Source organism: Paenibacillus sp. UASWS1643 (assembly GCF_008693195.1).
Taxonomy (GTDB): Bacteria; Bacillota; Bacilli; order Paenibacillales; family Paenibacillaceae; genus Paenibacillus; species Paenibacillus amylolyticus_B.
The window spans coordinates 117865-136946 of the sequence record NZ_VXKZ01000110.1 but is presented as its reverse complement, the minus strand read 5'-3'; the positions used below and the strand labels follow the sequence as shown (position 1 = coordinate 136946).

Genomic DNA, 19082 nt, shown 5'->3' with positions numbered 1-19082 from the left:
AGCGCTTCATTGGACAAAATTAGACTTGTGTATTGGATTATTTTAAACCTTAATCCTGCCGCAAATGCTCTCTCGAACAGCTCATTCCGTGCTACTGCCTGAATTGCCTGATGTACGAGTTTGTCCCTTCCGCATCTCCCCCGGTGAAACTCCGAAATGTTTCTTGAATACCCGATAGAAGTAGGACACATCCTCATACCCCGCCATCTCGGCAACATGTTTGAACGGAATCTGATCATCCATCACCCATTCCTTCGCTCGTGTCATGCGTAACTGGACGACATAATCGGTCACATTCACCTCATACTCTTTCTTGAAGACTTTGCTGAGATATTCCTTGCTGACAAAAAAGATCTGGGCGAGCTGCTCCAGCGTAATCATCTCCATACAGTGCTGCTCCATGTATTGCTTCACTTCCTCTAGGTTCAGCTTGTTCTTGAATTTGCGCTGCGCAATGAGTTGCTCCAGAGCCTGGTAGTATGGGGCGGATATCCAGGCAATTGTGGATTCTATGGAAGCCAGCGCTGTTGAAGGGGGTAACACCGTTGCTTCGCCCCGCTCGTACAATCCATTGGAGACACAGAGTTCATCCAGCAAAGCCTGTAGTTCATAGGCCACTCGTCCAAGCTGCCGGGGTCTGTTAATCTCGCTGCGTTCCAGCTTCTGCTGCAGTTGCTGGAACCATTCCCGCAGACTTTGAATGTTCAGGTCGTTAAACCGCAAACGAGCCTGCTGTTGAAACAAAGAAAAATCACCAGCAAAGGAAGGCGGATACGCTTCCCATGATTCCGGCGCAGATTGAACCTTTTCCAATTCTTTGGCACATTTGGCTAGTACACCATTCAGTTCATCCGGATTCACCGGTTTGAGCAGATAATCCGCAGCACGATGGCGGATCGCATGTTTGGCATAATTGAAGTCATCATACCCGCTCACCACGATCACCTTGATCTGTGGGTATTGCCCGCTTAGCGTCTGTAGCAGCTCCACACCGTCTGTGCCGGGCATGCGCATGTCCGTAATGATAATGTGAGGCTGATGCTGCTTGACCAGTTGTATGGCCTGTTCACCATCCTCTGCTTCACCTGCAACCGTCATTCCGAGTTCACTCCAATTCCCCAGGTTGCGCAAAATATCCCGGTTCCACGGTTCATCATCCACCAGCAGTACTCTGTACAGTTCCTTGTTCACAAGGCTTCGCCTCCTGTATTGCAGGGAATTCGTACTGTAACACTCGTCCCCTGTCCGTATTCACTTTCCATGCTCATCCCGTATTCAGGTCCAAAATGCATTACCATTCGTGAGGCTGCATTAACCAGTCCAATACTCGTTCCTGAACTCCATACCCGATCAGCCTCCCAGGTAAGTCGCTCCAGCCTGGACTGCATCTCCGCTAGTTTCTCAGCATCCATACCCACACCGTTATCACGAATTCGAATCGTTACCTCTTTAGGTTCACAGACGACTTCAATGCCCAGCTTCCACTCACCCGGTTTCTTCTCCAGACCATGCAAAAATGCATTCTCCACAATGGGTTGCAAAGACAACTTGGGAATATAACACTCCCGAAGTTCTCCGGTAATCTCCAGTGTATATTCAAGCTTGCCGCCAAAACGCTGCTTCTGAATGAGCATATAATGTTCCAACTGATCGAGTTCAGACTGTAAAGGGACAAGTCCATCCGGCGCTCGCACAATATAACGAAACATCTCACTCAAGGCTCGAATGACCTTGTAACTGTCAGCAGGTTTTTGCGAATAGACCATACCGCCAATCATCTGCAACGTATTTTGCAGGAAATGCGGATGGATCTGGGATTGCAGTGCTTTGAGCTCCGCCGTCTGTTTCTCCAGATTCATCAGGTAGTTGTCCCGAATGTGTTCACGGATACGGTTTGACATGCCATGCAGATTTTTCTCCAACAGACCAATTTCATCTACACGGCCGCTTCGTACCACTTCTCTGTCCTTAATCAACTGAATACCCTTCATGGAATTGGCCAGTCGGACGATGGGCTTTGATGTGCGCCAGGCCACGAGCGCAGCTATTCCCACAGAAATGACGGTTGCCAGGCCACCTACAACCAGTCCGTATTTCATCGTTTCCAAGGCACTCTCGTTAATCACATGGGCAGGTACAATCTTGATCACACGCAGTCCTGACGGTTCGATGGAATGATAGAATACGTATTCCTTGGCTGTACGGATGAAACCGGAACTTTCTTTGGTGCCTGCCAATCTCTCCAATGCTTCAGCGGACGGCTGGATGTCTTGATTCGGCTGATAGACCGGGCTGCCCGCACTGTCGGCGATGTATACTGCATAATCCCCCCTGCTATCCAACAGCTCCAAGGTCTGATTGAACTCAGCCCACTTGACCTCCAGACTGATGGCGCCGATCTGTGCCTGATCCTCGAAGCGATTCATGCTGCGGGTCATGTGAAACTTTTGCGGATCGTCCGGATCATTGATAATTGTAAAATCTTTATGTTGTGCAAAAAGCTCATGATATCCTTCCGGTATTTCCGATACCGCTTTGATGCGGGAATCCATGGAGTTGAAGGTGAACAGGGTGTCCAGTTCCTTCAGATACAGTTCAACGCCAAATACATAATTGCCAGCGGAATAATATACACTGTTCAGCATATTGAACATGGCCTTCTGTTCGTCAAATCGGCTGGCTGCCGGCGCTTCCTGGTTTAACGCCAGATACTGATGCAATTCGTCACTGATCTGAATCGAATAGATAATATTGTTCATGCGAGCGAACTGTTCACCCAGATAGATGGAGGCCCAGTTCATATTGGCGCGGTTGGTCTCCATAATCTCCTCTTCCATGGAAGAGCGGGTATTCTCGGCAGCCATAGCGGTCATGGCAATGACGGGCAGAACAGCCAGCAGCGTCATGGTAAGAATCAATTTATTGCGAATGCTGCGTTTGAAAGGATCTATCAGCTTCCGATAACATTCGGTAAACACAGCGCATCCACTCCTGAGCTAAAATAGACAAACGCCCCAGCATGGAAGCCGAGGGCGCTTTGGTCTTTATATTCGTTTTGGTAATTATTATTTCCTATTATTGTTCGATAATCCGTACGCCCCATGGCTCCAGTTCGATCTTCTCTCCCGCAGCAATCGGGGTTCCTGCCAGAAGTTCAGTCCCTTCTCCATAAGCATTCACGAAGGATGCTGCCTCATCCGCATAATTCAAATAGTAGCGAATCGTGTTCCCCTGATCGTTCACACCTGTCTTCACAATGATAGGAAAAGCCAGTTCCTGATCCGCTCCCCAAACTCCTGCTTCTTTCATAACACGCTCCAACACCTTACGGATCACCGCAGAACTGGTATAACATCCGACATAGGTTGCTTTGCCTTTTCCATAGGCATTCTGGGTAATTGCCGCATATTCACCCCAATGTGGATGATCATACCAAGCGAGTACTTCAGCCGTTGTTGGTGTAATTAGTTCCATCCAGGTGTGAACCTGGTTTTGCTCCTCACCAACTCCATATGGATCATCCCGCAGCGAAACATGTTTTGGCTCTACAAAAAGGTTATAGCTGATCCCGCATGCCTCACTGATCAGGCCGGGCTGGCGGGTAGAGCGTACCTTGATATGCTCATTTGCAAATCCGCTTTTGAACGAGTAGACGATATGTCCGCCATCCTGTACGAATTGATTTAATTTTTCCAGCAATGCATCCGAAGCAGCATACAGAGCAGGTACAACGAGCACGTCATACTCCGCATAACTCTCAACCGATGGGTTGATGAGGTCACAGCCAACGTTCATTTTATACAATTCATCGTACATCCAGCGCACCACGTCATTGTAGTTCTTGTCGCTGGTGAAGTTAAAACCAAACCACTTGATTGATGTCAGGGCCTCATTGCTGAACAGCACCGCCACCCGATTTTTTTTCTTCAGATTAACGAGTTTAGGACTCAGTCTTGCAAAATCCCTGCCGATGCTTTTCGCTTCGTTGTACACCGGATTCGGTTCGAAATCATGACTGAGCAATCCTTTCCAATACGTCTCAAACGAATTGTGCAACGAATGCCAGTGCCAGTAAGCGACCATGTTCGCCCCTGATGCCAGATGACTGAATGCCTGCAAACGCAGCTGTCCTGGATAGGGAACCCAATGCCAGAACGCCTGCGCTTCGGTCTCCAGCACCAGATAGTTCGATTGTTTGGTGGAACGCGCCACATCCCCGCCGAATGAAATTTCAATGCCGGTCAGATCATCCTGGGAAGGATGGTAGATGTCCACACTGGTGATGTCAAAAGGTTTCGATGCGGCAAAATGGTCCACATCCCCTTGAATACCGTACGAATACCCACGCCAGTCAAAGTCAAAATTCTGGGTAACAAACTGTCCTTCCTGTTTGTATTCATTCACGATCCCCACTTGCCAAGCCAAAAAGTTGGTTACCAGCTGCCGCTGGAACTTGGCAAATTCAGCACCAAGACTGCCGTTAATCGTTCCTACCACAGACGGGAAGTCCTCCCAGCTATTGATCCGATTGCTCCAGTAGTCGAGGCCAAATTCCTTATTAAGCTCATCCAGGGAGCTGAACTTGTTCCGCATATATTTGACGAATTGCAGTTGTACGTTATCTCCTGCCGTATTGTAATGCTTCGTCTCGTTATCTGTCTGATAACCGATGACCGCCGGATGTGTGCTTACCCGAGAGATCAGCTTGCGGATGATCCGCTCGGCATAGAATAGATAGGTTGGATGGGTAATGTCCATAATCTGTCTTGCACCATATTTGCCAGGTCCCTGTGAGGTGGTAGCCAGCACGTCCGGATGTTCCTTAACCATCCACGTTGGAACAGCATACGTTGGTGTTCCTACGATAACCTGAATCCCCGCCTCATGCATGGCATCCAGCACACGATCTACGGAAGAGAAGTCAAATACGCCATTCTGCGGTTCATGGGTACTCCAGGTTGATTCTGCAATGCGGACCACGTTGATCCCTGCATCCTTCATCATCTGAATGTCCTTGTCCAATCTTTCGTAAGGCATATATTCATCATAGTAAGCTACGCCATATAATAATTTCTCCATGATTTAATCTCCTTTTTAGGTGGAAAATATAATGATCTTGACGTGTGCAAGAGTTGACATATTCCAATCCATAATGGTAGCGTTTACATTATTACCGGTTGAAGAACTTGGGTTGTTCAGCAACCACTTGAAACGCTGATGCGTTCCTTGGATTATCCATGCTTGCGTTAAACTGATTATAATGAAGTATACTACGGGTGCCGATTGTATAAGGCAAGTTGTTTTTACCCTTTTCCGAGGTGAATATGATGGATATGCGATCACAGCTCCGAGAAATGCCTCACCATACGCTGGCCCACTGGCTGCCTATTATCGACTGTAACATCAAATTCTATGGTGCGCACAGCCAACAAGTACCCTATGGATGGGCGATGCCGGAGGAATCACATCCGGGCTTTGAGATTATGTTGATCATCGAAGGTACGCAGGAGAGTGTGATTCATGGTTATACCTATACCGTGGAGGAAGGTTCCATTCTTCTCATTCCTCCCGGGTTCAAACATACGAATCAATGTGTATCCACAGAAGGCATGACTTATTTTAGCGCTCACTTTAATATGGATGATCCAGTCTTCACCCTGAAGCTGATGTCACAGCATAGCCAAATCTACGCAGCAGGTACGGCTGATAATAAGAAGATGCGCGTTGTGCTGGAGAGTTGGATGGGGATGATTAACGTATCTGAGGCCTATACGTCCACTGATAAAATGATCATGCAGGCCCGCATGTTTGAACTGTTCGCCCTGTTGTCCCAAGCCGCTGACAATGAGCCGGAGGCCACCACTTCCGTTGCTGTTTCACATGCACCAGCTCCAACAGCCATGCATTATGCGGGAGCTATAGCGGAGGCAATCAAGCAGGCATTCCATGCCCAGCTTCGAACCAAGGAAAGCAGTGTATCCACGGTCAAAGTAGAGCAGATTATATCCTCGTTTGGCATCAGCCCGGGATATGGTCTACAGGTCTTTCGCAAGGTGTACGGGCGATCGCCCAGGGCTTACCTGTCCAGCTTGAAGTTGCAGGAGGCCAAAGTGCTGATTGAACAGCCAGAGCTGTCGCTCGGGGAAATTGCGTGGAAGCTCGGCTACACCCATCTGTCCCATTTCAGCAGACAATTCAAACGTTGGACAGGCCAAAGCCCGCTTCAATATCGCAATCATCATGCAGATGCATCAGGTGATCCTGTATCCTACAGATCGGAATCGAGTCCAGAATCTTGATTACGGATACGCTCGTACTCTTCCGGCGTGTTCATATTACTCATTTGCATTGCTACTTGATGAACGCCCACTCTCTCAAGCTCTTCCGTTTCGACATAGAGGCAACCGATCTCTTCAAGCCATCCCATAACTCGAAGATGATCTTGGTTCAGACGCTGCTCCAGGTCAGGGAGCACTCGTTTGTGATAAGCCCCTGCAAGAGGGTGGACATGTCCATCCACGCGTGGAACGATAGCAGCATAAGAGTTATGTGATTCGACTAGTTTTTTTATTCCATCAAAGAAAGACGTTTGCAGGAGCGGCATATCGCAGGCGCATACCAGATTCCAGTCTGTATCGGAAGCTTCCAGCGCCACGTGAAGACCGGCGAGTGGCCCCTTCCCCGGATAGTGATCCTGAACGCAGTAGAAGCCCATTGCACCGTAGGTTGTCACATTGGGTCCGGCAGCCACGATGATACGGGATACGGCGGGTCTCATGGCCTTCGTGATATGTTGCAGTACAAGGGAACCATTTAGTTCCAGCATGGCCTTGTTGGTCCCCATGCGGCTGGATAAACCTCCTGCCAATATGATGCCTGTCCATTCCCTCGTGTTCATGTTGTTATCCTCCTTCAGATCACGATATGTGTTTGACTGCATCAATTTCAAAACGTTCACTATGCATTGAATCCCCTTTCAACAAATGATACATTGAACAATATGCATTTGAAAGGAATGGCTTAATTGGACAGACCTGCACCCTCAAGAGGCAATCCCTCATTGGTTTCTCTGAAACTATATAACTTTTTCATATATGGAGCCATCTCGGTCTTCGCCGGATTCCTGCAGCTTTACCTGCAAGAGATTGGTATGACCAAACTGGAGATTGGTAGTCTCATGGCGATTGGACCCTTTGTATCCTTGTTTGCCAACCCGTTCTGGGGTTTCTGGAGCGATAAATCTCGCAACATTCGCATCATTCTGATGATTATGATGGGAGGCACATTTGTGCTCGCCCAGGGTGTGTTCTATGCGCCCACTTATACATGGATCTATGTAGCCATGATTTTCTTTTATTTTTTTCAAAGTCCATTATTTGCTCAAACCAATAGCCTGATTCTCGGATATATCGATGGTACAAACCAAAAATTTGGGTCATTCCGGCTCTGGGGTTCACTCGGTTGGGCGCTGACTGCTGTCGCTGCCGGACCGCTCATTGACCGTTTTGGCATCGGCAGTGTATCCATTATATTTGCATGCATGATTGCCACAGCCTTTGTATTATCCGTATTTCTACCCAGACAACCAATCGCTTCGGATACACCCGTGGTTACTTTTCGGCGGTTTGGCAAAGTCATGTTCAATCCGTATTTTATGGCATTTATCGGCCTGGGTGTACTCGTATCAGTGCCTAATGCGATGAACAGTACTTTTATGTCACTATATATTGTAGAAATGGGTGGCGACAAACAAATGGTTGGCTGGGCCATCTTCACCTCATCCATTCTCGAAGTCGGCGTATTCCTGCTGCTCGACCGCTTGCTCAAACGCAAAATGAGCATGCTCCTGGCATCTCTCATTCTGATCAGTGTGCTGTTTGCACTTCGCTGGCAGCTCATGGCACTGGCTAACAACCCGCTGGAGATTGTATTCATTCAGTTGATGCACTCCATTACGTTTGGTGGGTACTTCTATGTGGGTACGCAACTGACTATGCTGTTTATCCCGAGACCTTATCGTTCTTCCGGTCAAGCGGTCTACACGATGGCCTGGGGCGGTCTCTCGGGCGTGATTGCCGGTCTGTTCGGTGGCTGGTTGTTCCAGAGCTTCGGTGCGGAAATCATGTATAGCATTGGTGTATTCTTCTCGCTCATTGGCGCTGTTGGATTCAGCATCATGTGGTTGTCGAACCGACGTAACGGCTATCAGCCGGTTGTATTGACGGAGATGGGTAATATGGATGAAGACAGATAATCTTTTGTTAGAAAGAGTTGAGAGATCGATTTACACAAGAGCACTACGATGACAGAATACCCTTCCGATCGCTGTTATCCCCGGATTTTTTTGATTCCCTTTTCAAAGGGTAAAATCCGGTGATAAAGGCTAACGCTCCGCTTCTTCAGGTTATTTCTGTCCTCTCCGTTATCGTGTAAATTAAGGTTCAAACATTCAAACAAAAGATTAAGCATAGGTGGAGTAAAGAGAAAGGCGTCTCCAGGGCAACAACCCCTGGAGACGCCTTTTACATTTATAAATTTAAGTCTACAAGTTAGGCTTATATCTCTAACTTGTAGCATTGATCCTACGCCTTGACTTTACCTTACGCCTTCGGCAGTTGGAACGAGCTTTTCAGGGATACGACCCGGTTAAATACCGGACGTCCTGGTTCGGAATGTTTCGGATCTACACTGAAGTAACCGTGACGGAAGAATTGGAATTTATCCTGAGCGTTCGCTTCCTTCATCTCTTGCTCCACATACCCATTGACAATCTCAAGAGAGTTCGGGTTCAGTTGATCCAGGAACGTTTTCTCCGGTTGCTCTTCCACAACCTCAGTTTCAGCTCCAGCTACTGCCACTTCGATCTCTGCTTCCGGTGCTTCATCCAGGATCAACGGCTCGTACAGACGGAATTCAGCAGGTACCGCTTGAGTCGCTTCTACCCAGTGGATGGTGCCTTTAACTTTACGGCCTGTGAAGCCACTGCCGCTCTTTGTCTCCACATCATAGGTACAATGAATCTCGGTTACATTGCCTTCTGCATCTTTGATCACATCGTTACATTTGATGAAGTATGCATGTTTCAGACGAACTTCGTTGCCAGGGAACAAACGGAAATATTTGTTTGGCGGATTCTCCATGAAATCGTCTTGTTCAATATAAATCTCACGGGAGAACGGAATTTGGCGATTACCCATCTCTGGGTTCTCCACATTGTTCTCTGCTTCAAGCCATTCCACTTGCCCTTCAGGGTAGTTGGTAATAACCACTTTGAGCGGGTGCAGGACAGCCATCGTGCGTGGAGCTTTCAGTTTCAGGTCTTCACGGACAAAATGCTCCAGCGTTTGCAGGTCGATAACTCCATAGTTTTTGGAAATGCCTGTCTCATATACAAAATCACGAATAGCTTCCGGTGTATAACCCCGGCGGCGCAGACCCGAAATTGTTGGCATACGTGGATCATCCCATCCATCCACATGTCCTTCATCTACGAGCAGTTTCAGCTTCCGCTTGCTTGTTACCATCTGCGACAGATTCAGGCGACCAAATTCATATTGATGCGGTTTGTTCTCCATCTCACACTCGGCAATAACCCAATCGTAGAATGGACGTTGATCCTCAAACTCCAAGGAACAGAGGGAATGCGTTACACCTTCAATCGCATCTTCAAGCGGGTGAGCAAAGGCGTACATCGGATAGATACACCATTTGTCGCCCGTGTTATGATGGTGTGCATGTGAAATCCGGTAGATCACCGGATCGCGCAGATTGATATTCGGTGCAGACATATCGATCTTGGCACGCAGCACTTTCTCTCCGTTCTTGAATTCACCTGCACGCATACGTGTGAACAGGTCGAGATTTTCTTCCACCGAACGATCACGGTACGGGCTGTTCTTACCCGGCTCCGTCAGCGTTCCGCGCATTGCACGGATTTCGTCGGCGCTTTGGTCGTCGATGTAAGCTTTACCTTTTTTAATTAACAAGACCGCACGGTTGTACATCTCGTCAAAATAATCCGAGGCAAAACGTTTCTCGTTCCACTCGTATCCGAGCCATTTCACGTCTTCCTGAATGGATTGAACGTACTCTACATCTTCCTTGACCGGATTCGTGTCATCAAAGCGCAGATTCGTTTTGCCGCCAAATTCGCCGCCCAGCGTAAAGTTAATCCAGATCGCCTTGGCATGGCCGATATGCAGATAACCGTTCGGTTCCGGAGGAAAACGGGTAATAACTTCCTGGACTTTCCCAGACCGGAGATCTTCGGTAATAATATTTTTGATAAAGTTAGGTGGGGTTGTACGATTGTCCACAGGTATCAAACCTTTCATGAATTGATTGGAACTTTCAGTAATTGCAACGCGTTTCATTTAAATATACCTTTAACGGGGGAGGAGTTCAATAAAGAAGGCACCAAAGTCAGGTACAGCCGTGCATAAATAGGCCCAAAACCATTTTGACGGGTTCGCTCGAATCATGTAGCATGATAGTAAAATCAAATTAAAGGGAGGGTTTCCCATTCCATTGAACTCGCTTAAACTGACCAAAGAACAGCAGGATGAAGCCATTCGCACCATTCAGTCGTATTTCGAAGAGGAACGTGGCGAAGAACTCGGCGATCTGGCCGCTTGGGGTGTCCTCGACCTGTTCATGACACAGCTGGCTCCCTACATATATAATCAGGCACTCCGTGACGCGCGCACAACGGTTAATCAACGCATGGCCTCAATGGAAGAAGACCTGTTTGCACTGGATCAAAAGTTACCCAAGACTTCCCGTTAATCCACTACAAAATAAACCCATACTATACAAAGAAAGAAGGTTGCATTCATGTTTACCTATTCATTGGATGAATATACCGAACTTCGGCCACTGGCCATGGAACATACCAAACCGCTGTTTGAACTGACGGATCGCTCGCGGGATCAACTGAGACATTGGTTGCCGTGGGTGGATCATGTGACAGAAGTGGAACACACCTCAAACTTCATTACTAACGCATTGAAACAAGGTGCTGAAAATGGCGGCTTCACCGCAGGCGTGTGGTTAAAAGGCGATCTCGCAGGCGTCATCGGATTCCACGAAATTAACTGGACTAACCGCTCGGTAAGCATAGGATATTGGCTTGGCAAAGGTTTTGAGGGTCAGGGCTTGATGACAAGTGCTTGTCGCGTTCTGGTTGATTATGCACTAGTCACACTGGATCTAAATCGCGTCGAGATTCGCTCGGCAACAAACAACAAACGGAGTCGCGCCATCCCTGAAAGACTCGGATTTGTTCTTGAAGGTGTCATTCGTCAGGCAGAAAAGCTGCCTAAAGGTTACGTGAATCATGCAGTATACGGCATGCTTCAGCATGAATGGGAACTTTTGCGCTAATTCGCCTACATAATGAATCGGGAGTGTTTTCTCCCAACATATCGGAATAACAGGAATACCCTCTATCTCCACGGCATGTGGTGACAGAGGGTATTTTATTGCATCCATGACTTTTATAGGGCTCGGACCATGCCACCATCCACGATCAATGAGGTTCCGGTAATGTACGTATTGGCCCCGGATAACAGGAATACCACCGCTTTGGCAAACTCCTCTGGTTGACCATAACGGCCCAGTGGAATCTCTTTACGGAATTGATCAGATACCTCTTCCTCACTGATACCGTTCTGCTCAGCCCGTGCTGCATCCAGTTCACGAATGCGGTCTGTTGCAATACGTCCCGGCGCCACCGTGTTGATCAAAATTCCGTATGGAGCCAGCTCCTGGGATAACGTCTTCGCCAATCCAAACACGCCGGTACGGAACGTGTTGGACAGCACCAGACCCGGAATGGGCTGCTTCACTGAAGTTGAAGCGATATTCACAATGTGTCCTCCGCTTTCTTTCATATAAGGAAGAGCACCGCGAATCAGCCTTACATAACTGAGCACATTTAATTCAAATGCACGTTCCCAATCCTCATCCGTCAGAGACTCAAATGAACCCGATGGCGGACCACCCGAATTGTTTACCAGAATATCAATCTGCCCGAACAGCTCTGCTGTCTTGTGAATCAGCGCCTCAATATCTTCCTTGCGTGTCACATCGGTTGCACAATACTCCACACGTCCGCCACCATCAAGCGCCAGAAGCTCCTGCTTCACTGCTGCGAGCTTTTCTTCGCTCCGGCTGGCGAGCATGACATCAGCTCCTTCTGCTGCCAATTGAGCGGCTACCGCTTTGCCCAGCCCTCGACTGGAAGCCAGCACCAGTGCTTTTTTACCTTGAAGTCCCATGTCCATCGTTGTTCCTCCTCCTCAGCTAGTTTCTATTTGGTCTGGATAAAATAACCCATAAGAATATCGTCCACATACTTGCCGCCGATATAAAACTCGGACACCAATCTGCCTTCCGTCACAAATCCACACTGTGTATAAAACGTGATGGCTCCCGGATTGCTGGAGAGCACACGCAGCCTGAGCTTACGAACGCCTTGTTGGGCCGCATGCTGCTTGATGGCATCCATCAATGATGTAGCAATGCCACAACGCCGATCATGAGGGTGAACTGCAATATGAATTTCGTAGACATGACGGTTGACCGGCATACCTGTGGCTGGCTGAAAGCCAACATAACCACATACCCGCTCTCCCTGCACCGCAATCAATTGACTGCCTGGCGGGCAATGCTGCAGATATTGCTGTCTGGAACGCCAATGCATCGGTGCAGGAGAGGTGTATTTGTCCCATACCAGGGCATCCAACTCCATTAGCTGGGCTGCATCTTTAATCTCGGATGGACGAATCGTAAATGTATGGCTGGTAAGCATAATGATTCAACCTTTCGTGCTATAGTCGACAACGCTGTGCATTACAACGTCGGGAAAGTTAAGAGAGTTAAGAACGTTGAGAAATTTAGGAATAGGAAGACATTGTTCGTTTACTTCACTATTTAAGTTTTTTGTTCTATATATTGTAGCATAGCCTCAGCTTTGACTAAAATTCCGCTCGATATTGAACCTTTTCGCAAAATGAAATAATCACTTAACCTTGCCCTAACGTCATAGTTTATACTGGTTCGATAAGGAGGGGATGCATGATGAATATCAAAGAGGCAGCAAGCAGGCTTGGTATATCGGCGAGAGCCATTCGTTTTTATGAAGAAAAAGGATTAATTCTACCTGCCAAACAGTCCAGTAACGGTTATCGCACATACACTGAGAATGATATCTGGCGGCTTCAGACCATTGCTGCGCTGCGTGAGATTGGCATGTCGCTACAGGATATTACACATGCGCTCGGAGAGATCGATCAAGGAAACCAGCAGCGGCTGGAAGAATATCTGGAACTGCAACAGGCCGTCATGTATGCCCAGTGGATTGAGCTCAAACGTATGATGGATACAACCCAGCGCATGATTGACCTGAATCGTCAGGACGGACCGCTGGATGTCAGCCATCTGCACGATCTCGCGGACAGTGCACGGCGTCTGCGTGAAGCCCGGCAGAACTGGCATGATCGGTGGAATTATGACACCCAGGCAGCCATCCATGATCAGCGAGTGCAGGCAGAAGGCAGACTCAGTACTGAACATCCCAATTCAGAGGGCAGGCATCATTCGGCCAATGCCTCGCCTATAAGCGATGAGAATGAAGTTTCACATCCACACCAGGATAAAGATCATTACACGCCGAGCGACTCCAATGATACGGTACAGTCTTCCTTTTATCTGTATCACAACTATGATGAAGCGCTCGAACAGACAACTTATTGGATCTCTCCCGCTCTTGGTGAGAGAGGACTCGATATTGGTACAGGCACAGGTAATCTGGCTGGGAAACTGCTACAGCAGGGCGCAGACATGACCGCAATTGATCAGTCCCGGGAGATGCTGCGCAGATGCCGTACCAAATATCCCGAGATGCATGTGAAGCTTGGTAATTTCCTGGCGCTGCCTTTTACCGATCATTCCTTCGACTTTGTCGTATCCAGCTTCGCCTTCCATCATCTGAGTCCAGATCAGCAACTACTGGCCTTACAGGAGATGCAGCGAGTTCTAACCTCGCGCGGACGTATTGGTCTAACCGATCTGATGTTTGTCGATGCTGCTCACCGTGATTCCTATATTCGGCAGGCAGAGACCACAGGACACGAGGAACAGCTGCGCGCCTTACGCGAGCGTCACTTCCCTCTGCTGGGTGAGCTATGCAACTGGCTGGAGCAACAGGGCTACGTAACCAAGCATGTGCGGCATAATGAGCTGTTGCATACGTTGCTGGCGATTCCTCTGCGGTGAGCAATCATGAGAATATGCCAAAAAGGCCATCCCGCCTTGAATAAAGGAGGATGACCTTGTTGTACATCATGTTATAAAATTACATATAAATATCAACAACCGTACGCTCAGTTGCACTGCGTGCCTGTCTGAACTCATCAAGCGAGATTGACACCCCGCCCTGACGGTAACGGTTCGCTGTACGCTCGGTACGAATGTCCTTGCCGTTCACCGCTACACGGCTCACAGCACCTTCGTTCAAGTGATAGATAAACGTCACCGGCTCACCTGCATACTCGAATTCGAATTGCATACCGTTCAGCTCAGCTGGCAATACCGGGTCAATGACCAGATCGCCGCCCTCTTGACGAATACCAAGCGCGTTGGAGATCAGCTGGTTCATGTAGATTCCAGGGCCGCTGGAGTAGATTCTCCATCCGCCTTTCACTTGTACAGTCCCTTTACGAAGCTGGTCAAAATTTTCCTGTGCCTCGTAACGCGTATTAAACTTACCGTCCGAACTACTGAAGTATGAGTTCGCTTGGCGAATCTCCGCGTTAGGTACAACCTCGCCGATACCAACCGGGTTGATCATCGCGAGACCATTCCACACCTGATCTGTCTTACCCAGCTTCGCCATCGCTTCCACATAACGGATATGAGCATGAACATATTGCAAACCAATCTCACGCCCGAAGTTGGATGCTTGCTCTGCACGCTTGAAGTGTGTGCTAACTCCGCCAGCATATTGAGCTGGACGATTCATCAGACGCACGCCATCCGGGCACAGGAACTGTTCACGGATCAATGCGTAATGCGATTCTGCTTGCTCCGCATTCAGCAATTCACCGATCATGCTGCGCGTCATTGGCAGCAGCCGATATTGAATGCCTGTCTCTGTGTCCGTTGGATGAAGCATCAGCTTCGCTTGGTCGGCTTCTTCCATGTACACAAAGCCTGGAATCACGTCTGTGCCCAGCATGTAACGGTTAAAGTCCTCACGAATGCCTTGTGCGAGTACGTCAAGCTCCTTCGCAAAGTCCGCATCCTTGAATTTCAGCGCTTGCGAGAGCACATTCACGGACTGATACGTCAATGCCACCGTCCAACTGCTCACCATGTATTGCTTCAGCTGTGCATTGGCTGGTTGGAGCGTATCATCCCAGTCGCCATCGCCGTAAGAAGACAGGAACGTATCGTGCAGGAAGTGCGAACGAATATACTCGATCTCTTTTTTTGCGTGATCCAGTACCGTTGCTGTCTCTTCCGTGAACCCGAAGCTATGCTTGACAGTATAAGGTACTTTCTCATCCAGAATCGCATAATCGCGAGTCGCTGTCAGGTAATCCGCCAGCACTTTCAGCGGCCATACAATGATGTCACCATGACTCTCTTCCTGTTGAATCGCAAAGTATTTATCAAACATGAACCATTGCGGCCAGTTGCCATCATCTTCGTATTGGTGGGTATAGACCATTTTGATAATATCGCGAACTTGCTCATATTTTTGCGTTGCCATAAAGTATTCCACCGGACCTTGACACACATCCCGTGTACCCCAAGCTGCGCCGCCATACTGCTCCAAACCGTGAGGCACGGAGTAGTGAACCAGCATGTTGTGGGTGTACCACCAAGCCAGCGCATTTACTTTGAACAGATCCTCTGCACTTTGACCTTCTCCACGGGACAAACGGAACCCGTTCATCACACCTGCGAAGAACTCGCGATATGCCTGCACTTCCTCTTCAAACGTCAGACTTGAAACTGCTGCCGCGCCGCTATCCGCTTGACCTTCCAATACCCCTTGTACCTTCAGCGTCCATTCAGTACTCGCTTCCAGACTAAGTGTAACCAGCGATGCGGAACCACTGCGGATACCACTTGCCAGCAGCGTTTCGTCCCCTACATTCACAGCTGCGCCGTCCACCGACATGCGGTATTGCAGATCTGGGTACGTTCCTGCACTAATCGCTTGAGGATCAGCCTTGAAGATCAAAGTATCGCCATCCTGCGTCATATGCAGCGGATACTCGTACTCATTGACATTCATCGTAATTTGGTTCGTTACCAGGTAACGGTATGCCGTACCACTTGTGGAGCGTACGTTCATGCTTACTTCCGTCGTATGTGCACCTGTGTAATTGGTCACGATGATCGTATCGGATGCCGTTTTGTAGATCCAACGAACATAGTTGAAGCCAATTTCGAACAGGGAAGGCATCGTCAGCAGGCGATATTGTCCGTCCATTTCCACATAGATGCGTTGTCCCGCCGTTTTCGGCACGTTTAATGCATTGCGGGCATTACTGATCATTTTATTAAAATTGGTGTTACCAATAACGAGTTGTGAGTTGAAAATACCGTACATATATGATGTCGTCGTAATAACCTGTGCTCCAAGTTGCACATTGCCACCACTCATCAGAATGTGACCGTGTGGACGCTCTACGAGCAATTCTTTTGCTTTCAGAACGATATGTTCATAGCTGCCTGTGAAGAAGGATAACAGTTTCTCACCACTGTGTTCTTCCTGATGACGATCAGGAAACAGATCATGAATCTCATCTTGTGTCAGATCAAGTGTAACCAGCGGTTCACCCAGGAAGGAGGACAGTTTCACCTGTTCCAACGTATCGCCATTCTCCACAGTCAGAGCCTGTACTTCATTCCATGCTGCGGTAACTTCATCTCCGAATTCCAGTGCAGAGATTCCTTCGGCATGATTAGGCTTCGCCAGTCCATAGAAGACCACCTGAGCTTTTCCGTTCAGATTCAACATCTCCGATTGCAATGCGGTATAGGCAAATTCATACTGATATGTCTCATTCGCCAGTGTTGGGCGATTCAAGCTCTCTGGTTGATTCGTTTCCTTGTACGACAGACCGAAGAATTGGAATCCGTCTGTGGAATAACCAATTGCCTTCGTCAGGGAACCTTGTTGCATATATGGAAATGCACCGCCCTGAGGCTGGTTTTGACGGGAACAAACGACATAACCTTTCGCTTCATCTTCAAACACCGTATGGTCAATGTATTGTGACAGATAAGCTTCATTACTGCGTACCGCACCTGGATCAGCAAGACCTACATCCTGTCCGTACACCACGTCTACGTTATGTTGTTGTCCTGTGAGCTTCACATCCCAGAACCAGACACCTTGCGTTGTAGCCGTAAATACAACCTGGTAGCCAATGCCCTGTTCACTGCTTTCGAGCTGGACTGTACCCTCCCAGATCAACTGGTTGCTGGACTGTGCTTTGCTTGTAATCACCTTGCTGTTCGAACGTACACCGAGCAACGGGAACGAGCTGATTTTCTCTCCCTCATGTACACGCAGGTACAGGTTGTTCAAAGATCCATCAATCTGGTTGCTGAGCAACTGGTTCAACATCGTTGTACCGGATGTAGCTTGGTACAGGTCTCCACTGTTCAAAAAAGTAAAGGATAACTCTCCGGCACTTAACCGGATCGGTTCATTAATCATCGTTGTCATAAGGTTCACTCCTTGAATTAGTTAAATTCGAAACGTTTCGATGGATCTGAAAAAGAATAGGGGCCTCTTCAAACCGGCTTTTTACAGCCCGTCCGGACGATAACCCCATCATTAAACTTTTACTTCAGCATGCAGGCAGTTCCTTGTTGTTCAGATTCGGTCTAAACCGAACGTACAGAGCTGCGCTCGATCATATTAATCGTTAACGTATATGAAGAGTCAACCGCTTCGCCATTGAGCATCTGGAATAACAGATGTCCAGCGAGCGACCCGGCTTCATGCTTCGGCTGGCGTATCGTTGTCAGCGGTGGATGCACATATTCGGACAACTGAATATCGTCAAAACCGATCACGGAAATATCATTCGGCACCGATACACCGCGCTCTTCCAATGCCTTCAGGCCGCCAATCGCCATCTCATCGTTACCGTAAAATACCGCTGAGGGAAGCTCGCCCTGCATGATCATCATCTTGGTTGCACTGTATCCGCCCTCACGCACAAAGTTGCCGTTCAGACGCCATTTGGACTTTTCTTCAAGTCCCGCTTCCCGCATCGCTCGCAGATACCCTTGGTAACGGAGCGCGTTGTCATACGAGTTGGATGGGCCACTGATATAAGCAATCTTCTGATGTCCTGCCTGAATCAGGTGGCGGGTTGCAAGGTAACCGCCCTGCTCTCCATCCACCAGCACGTTGACCAAATGGTCACTCGACAGCTGACGATCCATCACAATGATCGGAAAGCGCTGTCCGGCAGATTCCACCAGAATATCATCATGGATGTTATGCGCCAGGATGATGGCTCCGTCTACTCTTTTTTCACGCAAAAATCTCACTGCCGTTGAATCCCGTCCACCCATGGAGCTGCACGCAATCAGGTCATACCCGTTTGCGAGGGCTACATCCTGTACACTACGGATCAACTCCGAGTAATACGGGCCCGACAGATCGGTCAGGATCAAAGCGATCGTGTTTGTCCGGCTCCGTTTCAGGTCCATGGCAAAGCCGTTCTTGCGGTAATTCAGTTCTCGTGCTGCCTCAAGCACCTTAGCCTTGGTCTTGGCACTAACCTTGCTATCCCCGCTCAGCGCATAGGAAGCAGTCGAGAGTGCTACACCTGCCAGCTTTGCCACATCCTTAATCGTTGCCATTCCACGTTCGCTCCTTCTAAACTAGAACAAATTCTAAGGTTATCTACATTTTATACGGTACATGGTCTTAACAACCACTAAATCCTTGATTATCATTTATTATCTTTGTACATATCATAGCTATGGATGTCAATCGAAACGTTTCGAGGTATTCTCAAAAAAATGCTTGTCTCGATCCTTCC

14 protein-coding genes are annotated in these 19082 nt (G+C 48.4%); 5 read left to right on the top strand and 9 right to left on the bottom strand.

All coding sequences use genetic code 11. The annotated features are described in order from the left end of the window. Positions 1-81 precede the first annotated feature (81 nt). The 3 genes from FE296_RS17585 to FE296_RS17575 all read right to left on the bottom strand — a co-directional run bounded on the left by FE296_RS17585 (position 82) and on the right by FE296_RS17575 (position 5079). On the bottom strand, positions 82-1191 hold the full coding sequence (locus tag FE296_RS17585) for a response regulator (RefSeq protein ID WP_223868921.1): 1110 nt from the start codon (positions 1189-1191) through the stop codon (positions 82-84). Next, positions 1188-2978, bottom strand: coding sequence for a sensor histidine kinase (locus tag FE296_RS17580; protein ID WP_150365822.1), 1791 nt, complete (start codon positions 2976-2978; stop codon positions 1188-1190). The genes FE296_RS17585 and FE296_RS17580 overlap by 4 nt, the downstream gene beginning before the upstream one ends. A gap of 97 nt (positions 2979-3075) precedes the next feature. Continuing rightward, on the bottom strand, positions 3076-5079 hold the full coding sequence (locus tag FE296_RS17575) for a beta-galactosidase (protein WP_150365821.1): 2004 nt from the start codon (positions 5077-5079) through the stop codon (positions 3076-3078). Positions 5080-5354: 275 nt separating this feature from the next. Here FE296_RS17575 and FE296_RS17570 point away from each other — a divergent pair, with 275 nt between their 5' ends. Continuing rightward, positions 5355-6299, top strand: a complete 945-nt coding sequence (locus FE296_RS17570) for an AraC family transcriptional regulator (protein ID WP_223868920.1) — start codon at positions 5355-5357, stop codon at positions 6297-6299. Here the strand turns inward: FE296_RS17570 and mobA are convergent. Continuing rightward, positions 6269-6898 carry a molybdenum cofactor guanylyltransferase gene (mobA, locus tag FE296_RS17565; protein ID WP_190945317.1) on the bottom strand — a complete coding sequence of 210 codons (630 nt, stop codon included), beginning with the start codon at positions 6896-6898 and terminating at the stop codon, positions 6269-6271. The two genes, FE296_RS17570 and mobA, sit on opposite strands and share 31 nt — an antisense overlap. A 162-nt stretch (positions 6899-7060) precedes the next feature. On the opposite strand from mobA, the gene FE296_RS17560 reads away from it, so the two are divergent. Continuing rightward, a complete protein-coding gene (locus FE296_RS17560; protein ID WP_124116579.1) occupies positions 7061-8254 on the top strand; it encodes an MFS transporter in 1194 nt (397 codons plus the stop codon). A 346-nt stretch (positions 8255-8600) separates the two neighbouring features. On the opposite strand, the gene FE296_RS17555 is transcribed toward FE296_RS17560, so the two are convergent. Continuing rightward, complete coding sequence (locus FE296_RS17555; RefSeq protein WP_167483734.1) at positions 8601-10334, bottom strand: glutamine--tRNA ligase/YqeY domain fusion protein; 1734 nt, start codon at positions 10332-10334, stop codon at positions 8601-8603. Positions 10335-10527: 193 nt separating this feature from the next. Between FE296_RS17555 and FE296_RS17550 the strand changes: the two genes are divergently transcribed. Then, complete coding sequence (locus tag FE296_RS17550; protein WP_150365819.1) at positions 10528-10785, top strand: DUF2164 domain-containing protein; 258 nt, start codon at positions 10528-10530, stop codon at positions 10783-10785. A 48-nt stretch (positions 10786-10833) separates the two neighbouring features. Then, the gene (locus FE296_RS17545; RefSeq protein ID WP_124116580.1) at positions 10834-11382 is read left to right on the top strand and encodes a GNAT family N-acetyltransferase; all 549 of its coding nucleotides are present in this window, start codon (positions 10834-10836) and stop codon (positions 11380-11382) included. A gap of 113 nt (positions 11383-11495) precedes the next feature. Here the strand turns inward: FE296_RS17545 and FE296_RS17540 are convergent, their stop codons facing one another. Together FE296_RS17540 and FE296_RS17535 are read right to left on the bottom strand one after the other, a co-directional pair. Then, positions 11496-12284 carry an SDR family oxidoreductase gene (locus tag FE296_RS17540; RefSeq protein WP_150365818.1) on the bottom strand — a complete coding sequence of 263 codons (789 nt, stop codon included), beginning with the start codon at positions 12282-12284 and terminating at the stop codon, positions 11496-11498. A 26-nt stretch (positions 12285-12310) separates the two neighbouring features. Continuing rightward, positions 12311-12811 carry a GNAT family N-acetyltransferase gene (locus FE296_RS17535; RefSeq protein WP_150365817.1) on the bottom strand — a complete coding sequence of 167 codons (501 nt, stop codon included), beginning with the start codon at positions 12809-12811 and terminating at the stop codon, positions 12311-12313. Between the two features lie 269 nt (positions 12812-13080). Between FE296_RS17535 and FE296_RS17530 the strand changes: the two genes are divergently transcribed. After that, positions 13081-14277: a methyltransferase domain-containing protein gene (locus FE296_RS17530; protein WP_190945315.1), complete on the top strand. Its 1197-nt coding sequence runs from the start codon at positions 13081-13083 to the stop codon at positions 14275-14277. A 79-nt stretch (positions 14278-14356) separates the two neighbouring features. On the opposite strand, the gene FE296_RS17525 is transcribed toward FE296_RS17530, so the two are convergent. Next, on the bottom strand, positions 14357-17749 hold the full coding sequence (locus FE296_RS17525) for a GH36-type glycosyl hydrolase domain-containing protein (RefSeq protein WP_150365816.1): 3393 nt from the start codon (positions 17747-17749) through the stop codon (positions 14357-14359). A gap of 161 nt (positions 17750-17910) precedes the next feature. Beyond that, the gene (locus tag FE296_RS17520) at positions 17911-18900 is read right to left on the bottom strand and encodes a LacI family DNA-binding transcriptional regulator (protein ID WP_124116584.1); all 990 of its coding nucleotides are present in this window, start codon (positions 18898-18900) and stop codon (positions 17911-17913) included. Between the last annotated feature and the right edge of the window lie 182 nt (positions 18901-19082).

Coding starts and splice junctions, on each gene's coding strand:
- FE296_RS17530 (WP_190945315.1), top strand. CDS start 13,081: ATGAATATCAAAGAGGCAGCAAGCAGGCTTGGTATATCGGCGAGAGCC.
- FE296_RS17545 (WP_124116580.1), top strand. CDS start 10,834: ATGTTTACCTATTCATTGGATGAATATACCGAACTTCGGCCACTGGCC.
- FE296_RS17520 (WP_124116584.1), bottom strand. CDS start 18,900: ATGGCAACGATTAAGGATGTGGCAAAGCTGGCAGGTGTAGCACTCTCG.
- FE296_RS17555 (WP_167483734.1), bottom strand. CDS start 10,334: ATGAAAGGTTTGATACCTGTGGACAATCGTACAACCCCACCTAACTTT.
- FE296_RS17525 (WP_150365816.1), bottom strand. CDS start 17,749: ATGACAACGATGATTAATGAACCGATCCGGTTAAGTGCCGGAGAGTTA.
- mobA (WP_190945317.1), bottom strand. CDS start 6,898: ATGAACACGAGGGAATGGACAGGCATCATATTGGCAGGAGGTTTATCC.
- FE296_RS17540 (WP_150365818.1), bottom strand. CDS start 12,284: ATGGACATGGGACTTCAAGGTAAAAAAGCACTGGTGCTGGCTTCCAGT.
- FE296_RS17570 (WP_223868920.1), top strand. CDS start 5,355: ATGCCTCACCATACGCTGGCCCACTGGCTGCCTATTATCGACTGTAAC.
- FE296_RS17575 (WP_150365821.1), bottom strand. CDS start 5,079: ATGGAGAAATTATTATATGGCGTAGCTTACTATGATGAATATATGCCT.
- FE296_RS17535 (WP_150365817.1), bottom strand. CDS start 12,811: ATGCTTACCAGCCATACATTTACGATTCGTCCATCCGAGATTAAAGAT.